Below are 18,290 nucleotides of genomic sequence, written 5' to 3' on the forward strand. Positions count from 1 at the left end.
GTCACGCGTTATAGTCGCCGCGGGGCTCTTCCAGCAGCGCCGCCTTGCGCCGGCGCAGCGCGAAAACCGCCCCGAACGTGAAGACCTGGGTCACCACCACCAGCACGATCGCCCCGAGGATCTTGTTGCCGCCCAGGATCATGGTCAGCCCCACGACCGCGGAGAGCAGTGCGAGCAGGGGCAGGAGCATGTACCCCAGGACAAAGAGTGTTTCTGGCTTCCTCAGCATTACTTGGCCTCCGTCCGGCGCCACAGCGTGATCCGGTAGCGGGTGCCGTTGGCGGAGGTCAGCCAGCCGTTGGCCGGGAGGCTGGCCGAGACGGTCCAGTCGTAGCCGAGTTCCGGAGCGAAGGTGTCCCCTTCGGCGTTGGTGTCGATGGTGGTGACGACGGCGACGTCGGCAAGGTCCAGGGACTGGGCAAAGATTTCGCCGCCGCCGATGATCCACACGGTCTCATGGCCGGCCACGAACTGGGATTCAAGCAAGGCGTCATCGAGCGACGCGACGGCGACGGCGCCTTCCGCGCCGGGGGTGTCCTGCCAGGTGGCCTGGCGGGTGATGACGATGTTCGTCCGGCCGGGCAGGGGGCGGTACTTGTCCGGGAATGATTCCCAGGTCTTGCGTCCCATGATGACCGGGTGGCCGGTGGTGAGGCGGCTGAAGTGCGACATGTCTTCGGGCAGGTGCCACGGCATGTCGCCGGCCTTGCCGATCACCCCGGTGCTGGTCTGGGCCCAGACGAGCCCGAGGCCAGTGGTGGACGCTCGGAGTTGTTCCGTGAAATCGCCGGGCTGCACGCCCGCGGTGTTGTCGTTGCTCATACGGCTATCGGGGCCTTAATCGTCGGGTGGTGCTGGTAGCCGACCACCTCGAAGTCCTCGAGGGTGTAGTCGAAGATGGAGTCCGGCTTGCGGGTGATGTTCAGCTGGGGGTAGTCGTAGGGCTCGCGGGCGAGCTGCTTGAGGACCTGGTCCATGTGGTTGTCGTAGATGTGGACATCCCCGCCGGTCCAGACGAATTCGCCCGGTTCCAGGCCGGTCTGCTGCGCGATCATGCGTGTCAGCAGGGCGTAGGACGCGATGTTGAAGGGCACGCCCAGGAAGGTGTCCGCCGACCGCTGGTACAGCTGGCACGAAAGCTTGCCGTCCGCCACGTAGAACTGGAAGAACGCGTGGCACGGGGGCAGGGCCATGTCCTTGAGTTCGGAGACGTTCCAGGCCGAGACGATGTGCCGGCGCGAATCCGGGTTGGACTTCAGGTTCTCGATGAGCTCGGCGATTTGGTCGATGTGCCCGCCGTCGGGCGTGGGCCAGGAACGCCACTGGACCCCGTAAACGGGACCGAGTTCGCCGTCGGCGTCGGCCCATTCGTCCCAGATGGTGACGCCCTGGTCCTGCATCCATTTGACGTTCGTGTCGCCGCGGAGGAACCAGAGCAGCTCCACCGCCACGGACTTGAAATGCACCCGCTTGGTGGTGATCAGCGGGAAGCTCTTGCTCAAGTCAAAGCGGAGCTGGCGGCCAAAAACGCTCAGGGTGCCGGTGCCGGTGCGGTCCGATTTGTGCGTGCCGTGCTCGAGGACGTCGCGCAGGAGGTCTTCATAGGGCGTAGGGATGCTCACCGTTCCAGTCTACTGAGAACTCGCCGGCTCTCCTTATTTGTGTGACCCTCCCTGCCTCGCCCGCAGGATCGCCTGCAGTGCCGCGTCGTCGAGCCCGGCAGTGCGGCCTTCCGCAATGCAGCGGTCGACGGCGGCGATCACCTCCATCGGGACCGTGCCCGGCGGAGGTGCGGGCGGGATCAGGATCGGCTGGCTGCCGGCGACCACCGTGCCGTTGCGTCGCCGGGTTTCGACCAGTCCGGCCAGTTCGAGTTCCTTGTAGGCCCGCGCGACTGTCCCGGCCGCGAGGCCCAAGTCCGACGCGAGGCTGCGGACGGTCGGCAGCCGGGTTCCCGCTGCCAGCGTCCCGACGCTGATGAGGGAGGCGATCTGCGTCCGGATCTGCTCGAAAGGGGGAACTGGCGAACGCAGGTTGATGGCGATGCCCGCCGTCACGCGGCGACTTCCTTCCGCGGCAGGGGAGCGGGGGTCTTCCGGGCCAGGCCGCCCACGGGGATGACGGCGATGACCACGGCACTGGCGGCCAGGACAGCGCCGGCGAGGGTTGCCGGCCACCACGATCCGGCGGCCGGATCGACGGCGTCGCCGAACGCGTCCGGCCCGAACACCGCCGCCCAGGCATTGGTCTGGGTCAGCAGCAGGACACCGGCCTGGGCCGTGAGGGTTGCTGCGAGGGTCCGCACGACGCGGTGGACAGTGATGGCGCGCAGTGCGGCGTCCAGACCGCGCGGGGCGTCGCGGACGCCCTGGCGGGACCGGGCCCGGAGGAACGCCGGCAGGGCGGCAACGCAGGTCCCGGCGGTGAGCACTGCAACCGGAACCCAGCCGGGATCTTCGGCCAGCAGGGCCTGTCCCGCGGCGGTGACGGCGAGGGCTGCCAGGAAGACCAGCAGCGCCAGGACCGCCGTGGTCAGCAGGGCGGGGCTGACCGGCTGCCGGGGCCAGGTGCGCGGCGCCTCCGGCGTTCCGTAGTTGCGCTGCAGGACCAGCTCGCCTCCGGCGATGACCAGCAGGACGCAGGTGCCCATCACGGCCACGAGTCCCGCAAGTCCGTAGCCGGCGGCAGCCATGATCACGGGGGCGAGGAAGGCTCCGGCGACCAGCGGCACGGCGGCCGCGAGGCCCAGGAGCGCTCCAAGTGAGGAGACCAGCCTGGCGGCCGGGTGCTGGCGGCCGGCGGCGATCCCTGATTCCGGCCGGTTCCGGACGCCCAGCCCGGCGGAAGCAAGCCGAGGCGGCCGCCACCACCACATCACGAGCAGGACCACGGTCGCCGCGAGGCCGGCGAAGTTCGTCCACGATCCCGTTTGCTGGGCCGGATCGGGACGGGCCGCGAAGTTCCCCGCGATGACCGCCAAGCCGGCAGCCACTGTGGACACTGTGCGCAGCAGCCGGTTCATCGCGATGGTCCGCAGTACAGCGTTGTCCGCCGCGTCAAGGGCCTCCAGTTGCCGGCGGCGGGCGATCAGCCACAAAACCAGCCACGTGCCGACGGCCAGCACCAGCAGGGCGCCGCCGAGCCATGCGGCCACCTCCGGTCCGGGGATACGGCCGTCGCCGCCGCTGTTGTAGTAGCCGTACGCGCCGTCGCTGACCGTAGTGGGAGCCACGGCCGCGAACCCGGGCAGCGTGGCAGTCCGGGCGATGGCCGCGGCAGCCGAGACGAAGATCGCAGCCGTGGTCAATGCCAGCCTGCGGGGCAGGAAGTCTTTGATGCGCCGCACGGACAGCACGGCCTGCCGCCGCATTCGCCGCGGACCCGGGTAGGTGACCTGTCCCAGGGCATGCACGCCCAGGCAGCCCAGGACCGGCCATGCCAGCGCCGGGATGATCGAGTCGGCGCCCACCACGGCGGACGCTGACGGATTGGCCGGGATGATGCCCAGGGTCATGGCGCCCTGGAGTGAGCTTGCGAGCCAGCCGATCACACCTACCCACAGCCCGTGCTCCGATACTGTCTGCGGCGACGTTCCGGTCCCGGGAGCCCAGATCACCCACCGCAGGACGGCATACACCAGCAGGGCGGCGATCGCCGGGCCGAGCAACAGCATCGGCGGCACGTTCAACAGGACCGGCACGGAATCCCCCAAGATTCAGCAGTAATGTATCAAGCTATTGATACAAACTAGGCTTAGGGCCCCCCGGGGTCAAGGACCTCAGTCGTCGAACGGCTTGAACCGCTCCACCGCGACCACTTTTTTCTTGCTGCCGCGGGCGACGTGGCAGACCACGATCTCGCCCGGCGCCAGGAACGGGTCCGAGGACGGCAGCAGGTCCCGCAGCCGGGAGTTCATGTGCTTCGCGAGTTGCTTCAGGACCGTGGGCAGGGCCGGACGGTGCGTGCACAGCGCGACGGCCCGCTGCTTGTCGAACAATCCCTCGACGACGGCTGCCGTCTTGTGCGGGCTGCGGCTGTGCCGGTGCTCGGTGAGGGCCTCGTTGAGCTTGACCTTGGCGTCGGCCGCCTTGGCGTAGGGTGCGATGGTGGCCACGCACCGCAGCCACGGGCTTGAAACGATCCGCGCGGGCTTCCACGCCTGCAGGAGCCGCCCCACCGACTGCGCCTGCCGCATGCCGGTGGCGGCCAGCGGACGGTCGCCCTCGGCCTTGGACCAGGACGAGCGGGGCTTGGCCTTCGCATGGCGCACGATCAGCAGCGGCCAGGTCGCCAGCTCCCCGCGGTCGTGGGCGTTCACCAGGTGCTGCAGCGGCTCGATGTCGCTCGGGTTGCTCAGGAGGCGGGCGGCCTTCTCGGGCGGGCACCACATGACGCTGTCGACTTCCGTGCCGTCCGGGATCAAGACGGCGCCGTCGACGTCGACCGCCCAGTAGTGGACCACCTTCAGCCCGGCCGCCACGTGGTAGTGAATGGGCGGGAGCGGGATCCCCAGCGGGGCGGTGAGCCCGATCTCCTCCTCCACCTCGCGCACGGCGCACTCCGGGATGGTCTCGCCGGCGTCGATTTTGCCCTTCGGCCAGGACCAGTCGTCATACCGCGGACGGTGGATCAGCAGGACCTCGAGCTGGTCCTTGTTTACCGAATTGAGGCGCCAGGGGATGGCGCCCGCCGCCGTGACGGAAACCTCTTCGCCGGGTTGGTCAGCCTGGTCCGCAACCAGTGCATCGCTGCTCACACTCACGATCCCTACCGCAGGCTGGTCGAGCGCTGGCGCGAGCGGGAGGCGAGCAGCCAGGACTGCACGTCCTTGAGGTCCTGGCCGTCTTCCGCCAGGTGGTGGCGGGTCCATTCACCCTGCTTGTCCAAATGCCAACTCGCGGTTTCGGGCACCATGTAGCGGTTGAGCAAGTCCAGGACGTAGCTCGTGTCGTCGCCGCTCGTCAGCTGCACGAGGGCTTCCACGCGGCGGTCGAGGTTGCGGTGCATCATGTCGGCCGAGCCGATGTAAACCACCGGGTCGCCGGCATTGGCGAAAGCGAAGACGCGGGAGTGTTCCAGGAAGCGGCCCAGCACGGAGCGGACCGTGATGTTCTCGCTCAGGCCCGGAACGCCGGGCCGCAGGGAGCAGATGCCGCGGACAATGACATCCACCTGCACCCCGGCCTGGGACGCGCGGTACAGGGAATCGATGATGGCTTCGTCCACCATCGAATTGACCTTGATCTGGACGCGGGCGGGGATGCCGGCCCGGGCGTTCCTGATCTCGGTTTCGATCCTGTCGATCAGCCCGGAACGGACCGAGCGCGGCGCCACGAGCAGCCTCTTGAACGTGGACTTCGGCGCGTAGCCGGAGAGCTGGTTGAACAGCTTCGAAAGGTCTTCGCCGACCTGTTCGTTCGCCGTCAGCAGGCCCAGATCCTCGTAGTAGCGGGCCGTGCGGGGGTGGTAGTTGCCGGTGCCGATGTGGCAGTAGCGGCGCAGGCCGTCCACTTCCTGGCGGACCACGAGGGAGAGCTTGCAGTGGGTCTTGAGCCCCACGATGCCGTACACCACATGGACGCCGGCCTGTTCCAGTTTCCGGGCCCAGGAGATGTTCGCCTGTTCGTCAAAGCGCGCCTTGATCTCCACGAGCGCCAGGACCTGCTTGCCGGCCTCGGCGGCGTCGATCAGGGCATCGACAATCGGGGAGTCACCGGAAGTGCGGTACAGGGTCTGCTTGATGGCCTGGACTTTGGGGTCCGCGGCTGCCTGTTCCAGGAACGCCTGGACCGACGTGGAGAAGGAGTCGTACGGGTGGTGCAGGAGGATGTCCCGTCGCCGCATGGCGGCAAAGACGTTGGCCGCCTTGGACGTTTCCGATTCGTTGAGGTAGCGCGAGGTGTGCGGGACGTGCTTGGGGTAGTGCAGGTCCGCCCGGTCGATCCCGGCAATCACCGAGAGCCCGCGCAGGTCCAGCGGCGCCGGCACGGAGTAGACCTCGGATTCCTCGACGCCGAGCTCGCGGATCAGCAGGGCACGGATGTTCGGGTTGATGTCATTGGTGACCTCAAGGCGGACGGGCGGGCCGAACCGGCGGCGCAGGAGTTCCTTCTCCAAGGCCTGCAGCAGGTTTTCGGCGTCGTCCTCTTCGACCTCGACGTCCTCGTTGCGGGTCACGCGGAAGATGTGGTGTTCCAGGACCTCCATGCCGGCGAACAGCTGGTCCAGGTGCACGGCGATCACTTCTTCGAGCGCGATGAACCGTGCCACCCGTCCCGGGACGGAGCCGGCGCGGGCGCCGTCGATGGAGATCAGGCGCGGGAGCTGGTCAGGGACCTTGACACGGGCGAAGAGCTCCTTGTCGCTGACCGGGTTGCGGACCACCACGGCGAGGTTCAGGGACAGCCCGGAGATGTAGGGGAACGGGTGCGCCGGGTCCACGGCCAGCGGCGTCAGGATCGGGAAAACCTTTTCCGCGAACATGGCGCTGAGCTGGTCCTTGGCCTGCGAGTCGAGCTCCTCCCAGTGCATCAGGTGGATGTGCTCATAGGCCAGCGCCGGACGGATCTGTTCGGCGTAGACCCGGGCGTGGCGCTGCTGCAGCCGGTGGGCCTCCTCGCCGATCTGCTCCAGGACCTGCATGGGGCTCAGCCCGGCAGGGGAGGGGACGGCGAGCCCCGTGGCGATCCGCCGCTTCAGCCCGGCCACCCGGACCATGAAGAACTCGTCCAGGTTGGAAGCGAAGATGGACAGGAAGCTGACCCGCTCCAGCAGGTACAGGTTGGGGTCCTCGGCCAATTCCAGGACCCGCGCGTTGAACGCAAGCCAGCTCAGTTCCCGGTCCAGGAACCGGTCGGGGCGGATGTCGCCTTCCGGTTCCAGGTTCGGTGCGAACTCCGGAATGTCGATCCGGTCCTGCGTGGCGCGCGAGGCCGGCACTTCGGAGGAGCCAAAGCGGGCACGTACCGGACGCGCCCCCTTTTCCGGCGTTGCTGGTTCAGACGTGGATGTCCGGGCGGTATCCCGTGGCATGGTGTCTCCTCAATGCTGGCGCGATGTAGCTTCAACCTTACAAGCAATCATGGCCGGATGACCCCAGGTTTCGGCCCGGGCCGGGACGGTTATCCGCCGACTTGACTAACGCCGTCCGGCGCGGGAGCGGCGGCCGGTGATGGCTGCTGCGGCAGCGGCGCGTACATCACGTCGACATCCCAGCGGGTGAATCCGAGCCGGCGGTAGAGGGCGACGGCGGGGGTGTTGTCGGCATCGACGTAGAGCATGACGGCGCGGAGCCCCAGGCCCTGAAGATGCCTGATGCCGGCGACCGTGAGGGCCTTGCCCAGCCCGGACCCCTGGGCATCGGGGGTCACGCCCACCACGTAGACCTCGCCCATTGCGGGATGGTCGCCGTGCCGGGGGTGCACTTTGGTCCAATGGAATCCCAGGAGCCGGTCCGCCGGGTCGACGGCCAGCAGGAAGCCCGCGGGATCAAACCACGGTTCGGCCATCCGGGCGTCCAGATCGGCCCGCGTCATGTTGCCTTGCTCCGGGTGGTGGGCGAAGGCGGCCTTGTTTGCGGCCAGCCAGGCGTCCTCGTCCCGGCCGGGCACGAAGGCGCGGAGCTGTACGCCGTCCGGGAGTTGGACCTCCGGCAGGGCCGCTGCCGCCGTCATCAACCGCATCTTCCACAGCTCACGCACGGCTCCGTAGCCGTAGCGGGCTGCGAGGTCGGCCGCGGCCTCGTGGTTTCCGTGGGACCAGGCTTTCAGGCCGGCGAAGCCGCGGACAGTCTTCAGTTCGCCCAGCAGGCGGTCGCCCACGCCCTGGTTGCGGTAGCTGGGATGGACGGCGACCTCGAGGATGCCGGTGCCGTCGGGTTCCTCGATGACGACGGCGACGCCGGCCAGGTCCTGCGCCGTCGCGGGATCCAACTTGTCGTCAGGGGCATAGAGGGCCAGGGCAAGCACCGAGTGCTCGCCCGCATCGCCGGCGCGCAGCGTGACAAGTGTCTGTTCGGACAACGGCGGATTGCCGTCTGACTCTTCCGCCGCGGCGACAAGGGCGGCGACGTCCCGCAGCAGCGCGGCGTCCACGGTTCCTTTTTCAGTGTGTACGGGCCAGTTTTCCGGGTGCGCAGGGCTCATGGTGCAAGGCTATCGGGTGCATGGGGGTCAGCGGCCGATTTTGTCGAACTGCGGACGGCCGCGTATAGTCGTTATCTCGTCCGGCGTTGAGCCAGATGCGAGGGGGATCCACCACTGGGGTGGCCTCGATACGTTCGACCCGTATGTCCTCCACTGAGAAATACTGTTAAATACTGAGAAGTTTGTGCCGATGGTTTGGTGCACCAAGAAGGCCCCGGACTCTGGAWTCCAGAGTCCGGGGCCTTCTGCGTTCAGTGCCTGCGTTCAGTGCTTGTGTACAGTCCCTGCGTACCGGCCCCGCCGCGCTGTGGCGGCCGTGGCGCGCTCAGGCCTCGGTCAGTTCGTCCTCGGGCTGGCGGACCAGGGTCAGGCGGTAGCCGACGTTGCGGACGGTGCTGATCAGGTTCTCGTGGTCGGCGCCCAGTTTGGCCCGCAGCCGCCGGACGTGGACATCCACGGTGCGCGTGCCGCCGTAGTAGTCGTAGCCCCAGACTTCGGTCAGCAGCTGCTGGCGGGTGAACACCCGGCCGGGGTGCTGGGCCAGGTATTTCAGCAGTTCAAATTCCTTGAAGGTCAGGTTGAGCGCGGCGCCGTTGACCCGTGCGGTGTAGCTGGCCTCGTCAATCACGACGCCGGCGGCCCGGATTTCGGTCGGCACGTCTTCCTTGTCCGGAACGGCGCGCGCGACGCCGAGCCGGATCCTGGCCTCGACTTCTGCCGGGCCCGCGGATTCCAGGAGGATGTCGTCCACGGCCCACGCCGAGGAGACCGCGGCCATGCCGCCCTCGGTGAGGATCAGCATCAATGGGGCGCTGAGGCCGGTCGCCTTGAGCAGCTGGGTGAGGGAACGTGCGCCGACGAGGTCCTTGCGGGCATCGAGCAGGACGATGTCGCAGGGGTCGGTCTCGAGCAGGGCAGTGGGCTCGGCCGGAAGGATATGCACCCGGTGGTTCAGCAGTTCCAGAGCAGGCAGGACGTCCACGGATGTTCCCGTGCTGTTCGTCAATAGCAGGATGTGCGACATTGTTCCTCCAAGGGGTGTCCGCGCATCGTTGGGCGTCTTGTTGCTGATGTTGAGTATACCTAAAGGCCCCATTCCGGCCATGGTCCCGTCACCTCCGGCGCCTCCTTTTGCGACACATACCGTTCACATAGGGCAGGATTGAACCGTCAGGGCCCGCGGCCCGTCGAAATTGAGCCGAGTCGAATTGGGGTCCGCAGTGAGCGAAGGTCTGGCCATGCTGGGTCTGCCGATGGCGAGCAGACAGTGAAGCCGTGGAGCGTCGGGATCATCGGCCTGGCCGGTCTCGCGGCGATTGTCGCCGGAGCCTATGCCTCGCCTGAGGTCCTCCTGGCCGTCGCGGCGCTCGCCGCCGCCGGCATCGGTATCGGCTGGCCCTACTTTCTCGGCATCCCCGCCAAGAAGACCCTCGCGGTCTTGATTGGCCTGCCCGGCGTCGGGTCGGCAGTGGCTGCGACCTATCTCCCGGCTCCGGGCTTCCTGGACTGGACGCCGTCATTCCTGGCCGTCGGGGTCATGGCAATCTTCGTCATGCAGCTGATCCGGGGCACCGGTCAGGCCCAGCGCCTCGAATCCACCCTGGGCTCGTGCGCGGGTGTCCTGCTCTCCTGCCTCGGCGCCGGCTGGATTGCGAGTTCGCGCTTCAACGGGGTCCGCGAAATGATCCTCGTGGCGGCCATCAGCTCGGCGATCGCGCTGCTGGCGGGGCTGATCCGCTGGCCGGACCGGATCGTGGCGCCGCTGGGCATCGTGAGCGCCGGCCTTGCCGGGCCGCTCGCCGGCCTGGTGTTCTCCGACATCGCCGTGCTGCCGGCGGCCCTCGTCGGCGTCGTCGTGGGGGCGGTGCTGGTGAGTTTCCGCCGCCTCGTCATCCTCAACGGTGAAGGCCTTAATGTTTTGGCGGCCGTGGGCATGGGGCTCGGGCCGGTTTCTGCTGTCGGTTCCCTGGCCTACTTCATAGACAAACTACTCATCTACTAAGCGTTAGGATGGCATCATGTCCGTACTTGCATATGAGATCTTTTTCCTTGTCCTGCTTGGCGTGGCCAGCCTGTCCATGGCGTGGTTTGCCGGCTTTGTCGTGTACCGCCTCTTCAAAGGCCAGAAGTAACACGTTCCAGACCCCGTAGCTTCCAGAGGTAGATGCTGTGCCGATTGAAATCCCTACTGATCTGACCCCCGAAATCGTTCCGCTGTCCTGGCTCATTGGTGAGTGGGAGGGCAGCGGCCGGCTGGGGGCTGGAGACGAGGACTCCGAGCACTTCCTGCAACACGTCTCGTTTACGCACAACGGCCTGCCGTACCTGCAGTACCGCGCCGAGAGCTGGCTGACCGACGACGAGGGCACGAAGCTGCGTCCCCTCACTGTCGAGACCGGCTTCTGGGCGCTGGAGCGTAAGCAGCGCGAGGAGGACGGCGGCCCCGGCCTGATCCCGGCGGACATCGTCCCGGTGCTCAAGAGCGCCGACGAGGTGGAGGCCCTGCGCAACAGCGACGGCGGCTTCGACATCTCGGTCTCCATCGCCCACCCCGGCGGGATCTCGGAGCTGTACTACGGCCAGATCAAGGGCCCCCAGATCCAGCTCAGCACCGACATGGTGATGCGCGGCAGCCACTCCAAGGAGTACACGGCGGCCACCCGGATCTTCGGGCTGGTGGAAGGAAACCTGCTGTGGCGCTGGGACGTGGCCACCGGCAAGAATTCGACGGCGGGCGGCGGCCTGGAGGCCCACGCATCGGCCATCCTCGCCAAAGCAGGCTAATTACGCGGTCTCACTGATTTTTCCGTTGTCACCATCGACCCAGGAGAAATACCGTGAATGACACAGTCACCAGCTCAGCCGGCAGCACAGCACCCGGCAGCGCCAGCTACGCCGACCTCAAGGCCGTGTTCTTCAACGGCACGCTCAAGAAGTCCCCGGACGTGTCCAACACGCAGGGCCTGATCGAGGTCAGCCGCCGGATCATGGAGAAGCAGGGCGTCAGCACCCGCGTGATCCGCACGGTGGACCACGACATCGCCAGCGGGGTCTACCCGGACATGCGCGAACACGGCTGGGCCACCGATGAGTGGCCGGAACTCTACCCGGCCGTCCAGGAAGCGGACATCGTCGTCGTCGCGGGGCCCATCTGGCTGGGGGACAACTCCTCGCAGACGAAGAAGCTCATCGAGCGCCTCTACGCCCACTCCGGGCAGCTGAACGCGAAGGGCCAGTGGGCCTACTACCCGAAGGTGGGCGGCTGCCTCATCACCGGCAATGAGGACGGCATCAAGCATTGCGCCATGAACGTCCTGTACAGCCTCCAGCACGTCGGCTTCACCATCCCGCCGCAGGCCGATGCCGGCTGGATCGGTCCCGTCGGGCCGGGACCGAGCTACCTTGACCAGGGGTCCGGGGGGCCGGAGAGCGATTTCACCAACCGCAACACCACCTTCATGACCTGGAACATGCTGCACCTGGCGCGCATGCTCAAGGACGCGGGCGGCATTCCCGCCTACGGAAACCTGCCCGACGCCTGGAAAGCGGGCACCCGCTTCGACTTTGAAAATCCGGAATACCGCTAGGACCGGCCTGCCCCACAGTCCGGCGGAGCCAGATTGTCCCTGCCGGGGCCGGAACCTGCCGGGGCCGGAATACGCACAGAGCTAAGGACGTTCCTTTCAATATGACTATCAAAAGCCCCCTGTTGTCGCGCCCGGCCGCGGTTGAGGCCGGCGGCGCCGATGCCGGCGTCGCCGCCCACTACGGCGAGCCGCTCCGGGAGCAGCGGGCGCTGGCCGCCGGCACCGCCGTCGTCGATCTCTCACACCGCGGCGTGGTGACGGTCAGCGGGCCGGACCGCCTGAGCTGGCTCAACACGCTGTCCTCCCAGCAGCTCACTTCCCTGGCCCCTGGCCAGTCCACCGAACTGCTGTTGCTGAGCGTGCAGGGCCGGATCGAATTTGACGCCAGGGTGGTGGACGACGGCGCCACGACCTGGCTGATCGTCGAGGCAGCCGAGGCGGCCCCGCTCGCCGAATGGCTCAACAAGATGAAATTCATGCTCCGGGTCGAAATCGCGGACGTCTCCGCCGACTGGGCCGTACTCGGCTCCACGCACCGCATCCCGGAATGGGACGCGCTGCAGGCCTGGGAAGACCCGTGGCCGCACGTCGGCGCCGGCGGCTACTCCTACGCTGTGGTGGGCGAGGACGCCCATCCGGGACTGGAACGGCCGTGGTTCGAGTACCTGGTCCCCGCGGACCAACTGGTCGCGACCGTGGGCGACCGTGCCCTCGCCGGCACCATGGCCTCCGAAGCGCTGCGGATTGCGGCGTGGCGGCCCCGGTGGGGCGCGGAAACGGACGACAAGACCATCCCGCATGAGCTCGACCTCCTCCGCACTGCCGTGCACCTGGCCAAGGGCTGCTACAAGGGCCAGGAGACGATCGCGCGCGTCCACAACCTGGGCCACCCGCCGCGCCGTCTCGTGTTCCTCCAGCTCGACGGTTCCCAGCACACCCTGCCCGCGGCCGGCAGCGAGGTGCGTGCGGGCGAGCGCAAGGTGGGCACCGTGACCTCCGTGGCGCAGCACTACGAGATGGGCCCCGTCGCCCTGGCCGTGATCAAACGCTCCGTCGCCCCGGACGAGGTCCTGACCGTCGTGGACGGGGACGAGCCGTACTCCGCGGCCCAGGAAGTCATTGTGGCCCCCGACGCCGGCCAGGTGGTGGGCCGCCAGACCGGCTTCCTGCGGGGCACCCGATGAGCGGCGGGTCCAAAGTGAACGAGCCGGGCGCCGCGCCCGACGACGAGACACTCGCGCTGGCGCACGCGCTCTTCGACGCCGCCCGCGAGGGCAACTCCGCGCTGCTGGGCAGCTACCTGGCCGCCGGCGCCCCGGCCACGCTGACCACCTCCTCCGGCGACTCGCTGGTGATGCTGGCGGCCTACCACGGCCACGCCGGCACTGTCCGGCTGATCCTGGACCACGGCGGCGACGCCAACACGCCGAACGACCGCGGCCAGACCCCGCTGGCCGGTGCTGTCTTCAAGGGCTACACGGACGTGGCCCGGGAACTGCTGGACGCCGGGGCCGACCCGGACGCCGGCACCCCCACCGCGCGGGCCGCCGCGCAGATGTTCGCCCGGACGGACATCCTGGCCCTCCTCGGCTGACCAATCGCGCCTGGGGCCGGGGCGCGGCCGGTCCGGGTTGGGGAGGATTGCCCACAAATACTCCACGTGGAATAATCTTTAGTGGAGTAACTGCCGTTTAGGCCGAAGAGAACACTGCTAAACCGAGAAGGACTGCACCATGGCCCGGGCAACCGCATTGACACCCCTGGGTGTCGCCGCACTTTCCCTGCTCGTGGAAGAACCGATGCATCCCTACGAGATGTACCAGCTCCTGATCGCGCGGCACGAGGACCGGCTGGTCAAGGTGCGGCCAGGAACGCTTTATCACGCCGTCGGGCGGCTCGAGGATCGGGGGCTGGTCACAGCCACGGGAACGGACCGGGGAGGCAACCGTCCGGAGCGCACCACTTACACGATCTCGGCTGCCGGCCGCGAAGCGTTCACGGCGTGGCTGCAGGACATGCTCGCCGCCCCGGTCAACGAATACCCGGCCTTCCCGCTGGCCGTCTCCGAGGCCTACAACCTGCCCGCCGGCGTCGTCGTCGAACTCCTCGACCGGCGCCTTCAGGCGTTGGAGGAACAGCTCGGCTTCCTGGTCTCCGGCGAGGAACTGCTCACGAAGAAGGGCGTGGAGCGCAAGTACTGGATCGATGTCCAGTTCCAGCAGAGCACGCTGCGCGCCGAAATCGCCTGGATCCGCAGCCTTCAGGACCAGCTCCGCTCCGGCGAACTGCCGTGGTGAACTCCGCACAGGACCGCGGCCGGAACCCGGCCGCCCCCACACACAGCCCATCCACCGTTTCACACCAGCCCCTAAGGAACCGCATGGAAAACGTAGCCCGGCCATGGCCGGCACTCTGGTCCCTGGTGATCGGCTTCTTCATGATCCTGATCGACACCACCATCGTCTCGGTGGCCAACCCCAGCATCATGGAGGGCCTCAACACTGACATTAACTCGGTGATCTGGGTCACCAGCGCCTACCTGCTCGCCTATGCCGTGCCGCTGCTGATCACGGGCCGGCTCGGGGACCGTTTCGGTCCGAAAAAGCTCTACCTCTCCGGACTCGTCGTCTTCACCGTGGCATCGCTGTGGTGCGGCCTCTCCGGCAGCGTCGAGATCCTCATCGCGGCCCGTGTGGTCCAGGGCCTCGGCGCGGCGATGATGACGCCGCAGACCATGGCCGTCATTACCCGGATCTTCCCCCCGGACCGCCGCGGAGCGGCCATGGGCATCTGGGGTGCCACGGCCGGCGTCGCCACGCTGGTTGGCCCGATCCTCGGCGGCGTGCTGGTGGACGGCCTCGGCTGGGAATGGATCTTCTTCATCAACGTTCCCGTCGGGATTGTCGGCTTCATCCTCGCCCAGCGTTTCGTGCCCTCGCTGACCACCCACCCGCACAAGTTCGATATTCCCGGCGTGCTGCTCAGCGCCCTCGGCCTGTTCCTCCTGGTCTTCGGCATCCAGGAGGGGGCGACGTACGACTGGGGCACCATCGCCGGCCCCATCACCGTCTGGGGCCTGATCATCAGCGGCATCGCCGTGCTGGTGGTCTTCGTCCTGTGGCAGAAGTTCAACACGGGTGAACCGCTGCTGCCCCTGTCCCTTTTCAAGGACCGGAACTTCTCGCTCGCCAACATTGCGATCACCACCGTGGGCTTCACCGTCACCGCGTTCAGCCTGCCGCTGATCTTCTACTACCAGATCGTCCGCGGACTGACCCCGACCCAGTCGGCGCTCATGATGGTGCCGATGGCGCTGATCTCGGGCGGGCTCGCCCCCGTCGTCGGCCGGATCATCGACAAGGTCAACCCGAAATTCATCACCGCGACCGGCCTGGTCCTGATGTCCGTGGCGCTGTTCTGGAATGCCCTGCTCATGCACCCGGACACCCCCATCTGGCTGTTCCTGCTGCCGAGCGCAGTTCTGGGCTTCGCCAATGCAGGCATCTGGGCGCCGCTGAGTTCCACCGTCACACGCAACCTGCCGCCGCGGCAGGCCGGAGCCGGCTCAGGCGTCTACAACACGACCCGCCAGATCGGCGCCGTACTCGGCAGCGCCGCCATCGCCGTCCTGATCCAGTCGCGGCTGGCGGCCGAGCTCCCCGCCCGGCCCGGAGCAGGCGCAGACGCCAGCCCGATGGGCTTCGGCGGGGCCCTGCCGGCGGAGCTTCATGAGGGGTTCTCGACGGCGATGGGCCAGTCCATCCTGCTGCCGGCGGCGGTCATCCTGCTCGGCGCTGCCGTGGCGCTGTTCTTCGCCAAGCCCAAGCCGGTCCAAGGCTGGGGCGAACCAGATGCTGCCGCAGCCACAGCCGCAGCAGCGGACACGGGTAAGGCAGACACGGACAGGGCCGCCGCAGGCAGGGCCGCCGCGGAGCGCGGCTAGCCTGGCGGCATCCGGATCAGCCCAGCAGCACGCTGGTCTGGATGCCGCCCGCGGAAAATCCCAGGCTCCGGGCCAGCGCCAGCGACCCCTTGTTGCTGACTTCTGAACGCCACTGCAGCGTCAGTCCGGCGGCGAGGGCCTCGTGGGCGGCTACTGAGGCGGCCAGCTTGCCCAGGCCGTGGCGCCGCCATTCGGGCGCGACCAGCACGCCCATATGGGCCAGGAGCCCTTCCCATTCGGCATACGCCCCGCAGGCCACGGGCGTCCGCCGCCCGTCTTCCAGATGCAGGACGGTGAAGCGGTGTTCCAGGTCGGCGAGGCCCACCTCGTTGACGTCGTCGGGCGGGCAGAAGGTCTCCAGTTCGATCGCTTCCGGGTTCCCGTGCGAGACCGTCAGCTCCCCGGCAGGCTGCTGCAGGGGGAGGTCGTCGGCGAAGAAGAGTGCCGCGGCGCCGAGCCCGTGGCCGCCGTGCCCGCGGGTGATGGTCAGCAGCGTCACGTGCTGGGCCAGTTCCTCGTCCGAGAGACCCTCGGCGGCGTCCAGCGCCCACTGCGGGCCCACCAGCGCGGAGTTGCCGAACAGGCGGACGAACTGCAGGGACCGGGCTGGTTCATCCGCCCGGGTGAGCCTCACGCCGGCGGCAGCCGCGAAGGCGCCGTCGTCGAACCCCAGGCGGCGCGCCCATGCGAGCTGGACAATTTCTGCGGAACCGGGCTCAAGAGTCATGAATCAACCCTACCCATCGCGGCCGCGCGTCCGGCTGCCCCCTGCCTGGCTGCGGCGCTGCCGGCCCGCTTCTTCCCTGCGGGCCGCGCCCGAGCCGGACCCCGCCGGTGTCCGCTTAGCCGAAGAGGACTGCGGCCTCGTCGTAGCGGCTCTGCGGTACGGACTTGAGGTTGCCGAGTGCGGCGTCGAAACCGACGTGCACAATATCCGTGCCGTGCAGCGACACCATGGTGCCCCAGCGCTTTTCCACTACCGAATCGATGGCGGCCATGCCCAGGCGGGTGGCCAGGACCCGGTCGAACGCCGTCGGGACGCCACCGCGCTGGATGTGGCCAAGGACCGTCGCGCGGGTCTCGATGCCGGTGCGTGCCTCCAGTTCGGGGGCAAGCATTTCGGCGATGCCGCCGAGGCGGGGCCGGCCAAAGGTGTCGAGGCCGCGCTCCGAATGCGGGGACTCCTGGCCTTCGGGCACAAACCCCTCGGCGACGACGAGCAGCGGGGCGCGGCCACGGTCGTGGGCGGAGACGACCCATTCGGCGATCTGTTCCATGGAGGCCTTCTGCTCCGGGATCAGGATGGCGTGGGCGCCCGAGGCCATGCCGGCGTGCAAGGCGATCCAGCCCACATGCCGTCCCATGACTTCGGCAATCATGCAGCGGTGGTGGGACTCTCCGGTGGTGCGCAGCCGGTCGATTGCCTCGGTGGCGATTTCCACGGCCGTGTCGAAGCCGAAGGTGTAGTCCGTGGCGTCGAGGTCGTTGTCGACCGTCTTGGGCACGCCCACGATTTTGAGGCCGGCGTCGGTGAGCCGCTTTGCGGCGGCCAGGGTGCCCTCGCCGCCGATGGCGATGATGGCGTCGATCCCGAGCCGGTCCATGTTGGCTTTGATGACCTCGGGACCGCCGCCGTTCTCAAACGGGTTGGTGCGGGACGTGCCCAGGATGGTGCCGCCCTGCTTGGCGATGCCGCGGACCATGGTGCGGGGAATTTCCACGATGTCGCCCTCGACAACGCCGCGCCAGCCATCCTTGAATCCTACGAACTGCTGGCCGTGGACCGCGATTCCTTTGAGGACGGCGCCACGGATGACGGCGTTCAGGCCGGGGCAGTCTCCGCCGCTGGTGAGGATTCCAATTTTCATGTCTTGGCTCAAATCCTGGTTTGAAGGGGTACAGGCAGAGCGCCACGCTGAGCTCACCCTAGAGTCTAGTGGCGGGTGTGGGGCAGGACACAAACGGTTACAAAAGGTGCCCCCGCCATGATGGCGGGGGCACCTTTTCGTGGTGCGGCGCAGCTACCGGGGAAGGTTGCCGCCGGGCCGGGCCGCGGGGCCGGGCCGGCCTGTGACGGATGGCCTGTGATGGATGTCAGGGCCGGGAGGAACGCTTCGAGAGGAAGCTTTCGAGGACGATTGCGTTGCGCTGGTCCGGGAGGAGGAGCCAGGCCGCGAGGTAGACCACGAACGCCGGGCCAGGGAGCAGGCTCAGGAGCAGGTAGGCGATCCGGACATAGGCCACATCAACGTTCAGTTTGGCGGCAACCCCGCCGCAAACGCCGCCAACCCAGCGCTGCGGACCACGTTTCAGGCCGAGGCCCCGGATGGTGTCAAAGAATTTATCCATGGGTCAAGACTTCCCTGTAGTTGACTTATTGTCACGCCTGCGTGCCGAGACCAGGCCGCCCACGACCAGGGCACCCCCGGCCCCGATCATCAGGCCGATCAGCACATAGGTGCCGTTGAGGGCCACAAGGCCGAGCCGGGAAATGATGATCAGTGCAGCCAATGCCACCACTGTCAGTCCCCAGACCACTGTGCCCACCCGGGCGGGCGAACCCGCTTCGGGGTCGTGCCCGGCATCGGCCAGCGGCGAGTCGTCATAGCTGCTCAT

General features: G+C 67.8%; 20 protein-coding genes. 7 read left to right on the forward strand and 13 right to left on the reverse strand.

The genetic code is table 11. The features are described from left to right. Position 1: 1 nt before the first annotated feature. The 9 genes from AC1D1A_RS03875 to AC1D1A_RS03915 form a co-directional block, all read right to left on the reverse strand. Complete coding sequence (locus tag AC1D1A_RS03875) at positions 2-229, reverse strand: NF038396 family protein (RefSeq protein ID WP_028276519.1); 228 nt, start codon at positions 227-229, stop codon at positions 2-4. Beyond that, positions 229-822 (reverse strand): dihydrofolate reductase, encoded by a 594-nt coding sequence (locus tag AC1D1A_RS03880; protein ID WP_476851323.1) that lies wholly within the window; start codon positions 820-822, stop codon positions 229-231. Before AC1D1A_RS03880 ends, AC1D1A_RS03875 begins: the two co-directional genes overlap by 1 nt. Continuing rightward, positions 819-1,622, reverse strand: a complete 804-nt coding sequence (locus AC1D1A_RS03885; protein WP_079550143.1) for a thymidylate synthase — start codon at positions 1,620-1,622, stop codon at positions 819-821. Before AC1D1A_RS03885 ends, AC1D1A_RS03880 begins: the two co-directional genes overlap by 4 nt. Before the next feature lie 33 nt (positions 1,623-1,655). Next, positions 1,656-2,057, reverse strand: coding sequence for a GntR family transcriptional regulator (locus AC1D1A_RS03890; protein WP_476947179.1), 402 nt, complete (start codon positions 2,055-2,057; stop codon positions 1,656-1,658). Further along, positions 2,054-3,700: a hypothetical protein gene (locus AC1D1A_RS03895; RefSeq protein ID WP_476947180.1), complete on the reverse strand. Its 1,647-nt coding sequence runs from the start codon at positions 3,698-3,700 to the stop codon at positions 2,054-2,056. Before AC1D1A_RS03895 ends, AC1D1A_RS03890 begins: the two co-directional genes overlap by 4 nt. Before the next feature lie 78 nt (positions 3,701-3,778). Next, positions 3,779-4,756, reverse strand: a complete 978-nt coding sequence (locus AC1D1A_RS03900; RefSeq protein ID WP_476855676.1) for an NUDIX hydrolase — start codon at positions 4,754-4,756, stop codon at positions 3,779-3,781. An 11-nt stretch (positions 4,757-4,767) separates the two neighbouring features. Next, the gene (locus AC1D1A_RS03905) at positions 4,768-7,032 is read right to left on the reverse strand and encodes an RNA degradosome polyphosphate kinase (protein WP_223913793.1); all 2,265 of its coding nucleotides are present in this window, start codon (positions 7,030-7,032) and stop codon (positions 4,768-4,770) included. Positions 7,033-7,121: 89 nt separating this feature from the next. Further along, on the reverse strand, positions 7,122-8,144 hold the full coding sequence (gene mshD, locus AC1D1A_RS03910) for a mycothiol synthase (protein WP_476947181.1): 1,023 nt from the start codon (positions 8,142-8,144) through the stop codon (positions 7,122-7,124). Between the two features lie 325 nt (positions 8,145-8,469). Then, positions 8,470-9,168, reverse strand: a complete 699-nt coding sequence (locus tag AC1D1A_RS03915; RefSeq protein WP_277526303.1) for a winged helix-turn-helix transcriptional regulator — start codon at positions 9,166-9,168, stop codon at positions 8,470-8,472. A 243-nt stretch (positions 9,169-9,411) separates the two neighbouring features. On the opposite strand from AC1D1A_RS03915, the gene AC1D1A_RS03920 reads away from it, so the two are divergent. The 7 genes from AC1D1A_RS03920 (at position 9,412) to AC1D1A_RS03950 (ending at position 15,674) form a co-directional block, all read left to right on the forward strand. Continuing rightward, a complete protein-coding gene (locus AC1D1A_RS03920) occupies positions 9,412-10,146 on the forward strand; it encodes a permease (protein WP_223913795.1) in 735 nt (244 codons plus the stop codon). Positions 10,147-10,313: 167 nt separating this feature from the next. Next, positions 10,314-10,928: a nitrobindin family protein gene (locus AC1D1A_RS03925; RefSeq protein WP_476851317.1), complete on the forward strand. Its 615-nt coding sequence runs from the start codon at positions 10,314-10,316 to the stop codon at positions 10,926-10,928. A gap of 53 nt (positions 10,929-10,981) precedes the next feature. Beyond that, complete coding sequence (locus AC1D1A_RS03930) at positions 10,982-11,731, forward strand: flavodoxin family protein (protein ID WP_476851316.1); 750 nt, start codon at positions 10,982-10,984, stop codon at positions 11,729-11,731. 101 nt (positions 11,732-11,832) lie between these two features. Continuing rightward, positions 11,833-12,915, forward strand: coding sequence for a CAF17-like 4Fe-4S cluster assembly/insertion protein YgfZ (gene ygfZ, locus AC1D1A_RS03935; protein WP_476859400.1), 1,083 nt, complete (start codon positions 11,833-11,835; stop codon positions 12,913-12,915). A gap of 14 nt (positions 12,916-12,929) precedes the next feature. After that, positions 12,930-13,325 (forward strand): ankyrin repeat domain-containing protein, encoded by a 396-nt coding sequence (locus tag AC1D1A_RS03940; RefSeq protein ID WP_028276529.1) that lies wholly within the window; start codon positions 12,930-12,932, stop codon positions 13,323-13,325. 139 nt (positions 13,326-13,464) lie between these two features. Continuing rightward, positions 13,465-14,028 carry a PadR family transcriptional regulator gene (locus tag AC1D1A_RS03945; protein ID WP_476947182.1) on the forward strand — a complete coding sequence of 188 codons (564 nt, stop codon included), beginning with the start codon at positions 13,465-13,467 and terminating at the stop codon, positions 14,026-14,028. An 83-nt stretch (positions 14,029-14,111) separates the two neighbouring features. Then, positions 14,112-15,674, forward strand: a complete 1,563-nt coding sequence (locus AC1D1A_RS03950; RefSeq protein WP_476855680.1) for an MFS transporter — start codon at positions 14,112-14,114, stop codon at positions 15,672-15,674. Between the two features lie 16 nt (positions 15,675-15,690). On the opposite strand, the gene AC1D1A_RS03955 is transcribed toward AC1D1A_RS03950, so the two are convergent. From AC1D1A_RS03955 to AC1D1A_RS03970, 4 genes are all read right to left on the reverse strand, one after another. After that, positions 15,691-16,401: a GNAT family N-acetyltransferase gene (locus AC1D1A_RS03955; protein ID WP_476947183.1), complete on the reverse strand. Its 711-nt coding sequence runs from the start codon at positions 16,399-16,401 to the stop codon at positions 15,691-15,693. Positions 16,402-16,516: 115 nt separating this feature from the next. Beyond that, positions 16,517-17,542, reverse strand: a complete 1,026-nt coding sequence (locus AC1D1A_RS03960; protein WP_018773638.1) for a 6-phosphofructokinase — start codon at positions 17,540-17,542, stop codon at positions 16,517-16,519. Positions 17,543-17,768: 226 nt separating this feature from the next. Further along, positions 17,769-18,023, reverse strand: a complete 255-nt coding sequence (locus AC1D1A_RS03965) for a PspC domain-containing protein (RefSeq protein ID WP_476851311.1) — start codon at positions 18,021-18,023, stop codon at positions 17,769-17,771. Positions 18,024-18,026: 3 nt separating this feature from the next. Further along, positions 18,027-18,290, reverse strand: coding sequence for a hypothetical protein (locus AC1D1A_RS03970; RefSeq protein ID WP_028276533.1), 264 nt, complete (start codon positions 18,288-18,290; stop codon positions 18,027-18,029).

This window comes from Arthrobacter sp. P1_B9 (assembly GCF_056406495.1).

Bases quoted from the DNA above. Each gene is read 5' to 3' on its own strand.
- AC1D1A_RS03875 (WP_028276519.1), bottom strand. From the start codon at position 229: ATGCTGAGGAAGCCAGAAACACTCTTTGTCCTGGGGTACATGCTCCTG.
- AC1D1A_RS03880 (WP_476851323.1), bottom strand. From the start codon at position 822: ATGAGCAACGACAACACCGCGGGCGTGCAGCCCGGCGATTTCACGGAA.
- AC1D1A_RS03905 (WP_223913793.1), bottom strand. From the start codon at position 7,032: ATGCCACGGGATACCGCCCGGACATCCACGTCTGAACCAGCAACGCCG.
- mshD (WP_476947181.1), bottom strand. From the start codon at position 8,144: ATGAGCCCTGCGCACCCGGAAAACTGGCCCGTACACACTGAAAAAGGA.
- AC1D1A_RS03915 (WP_277526303.1), bottom strand. From the start codon at position 9,168: ATGTCGCACATCCTGCTATTGACGAACAGCACGGGAACATCCGTGGAC.
- ygfZ (WP_476859400.1), top strand. From the start codon at position 11,833: ATGACTATCAAAAGCCCCCTGTTGTCGCGCCCGGCCGCGGTTGAGGCC.
- AC1D1A_RS03945 (WP_476947182.1), top strand. From the start codon at position 13,465: ATGGCCCGGGCAACCGCATTGACACCCCTGGGTGTCGCCGCACTTTCC.
- AC1D1A_RS03950 (WP_476855680.1), top strand. From the start codon at position 14,112: ATGGAAAACGTAGCCCGGCCATGGCCGGCACTCTGGTCCCTGGTGATC.
- AC1D1A_RS03955 (WP_476947183.1), bottom strand. From the start codon at position 16,401: ATGACTCTTGAGCCCGGTTCCGCAGAAATTGTCCAGCTCGCATGGGCG.
- AC1D1A_RS03960 (WP_018773638.1), bottom strand. From the start codon at position 17,542: ATGAAAATTGGAATCCTCACCAGCGGCGGAGACTGCCCCGGCCTGAAC.
- AC1D1A_RS03965 (WP_476851311.1), bottom strand. From the start codon at position 18,023: ATGGATAAATTCTTTGACACCATCCGGGGCCTCGGCCTGAAACGTGGT.
- AC1D1A_RS03970 (WP_028276533.1), bottom strand. From the start codon at position 18,290: ATGAGCAGCTATGACGACTCGCCGCTGGCCGATGCCGGGCACGACCCC.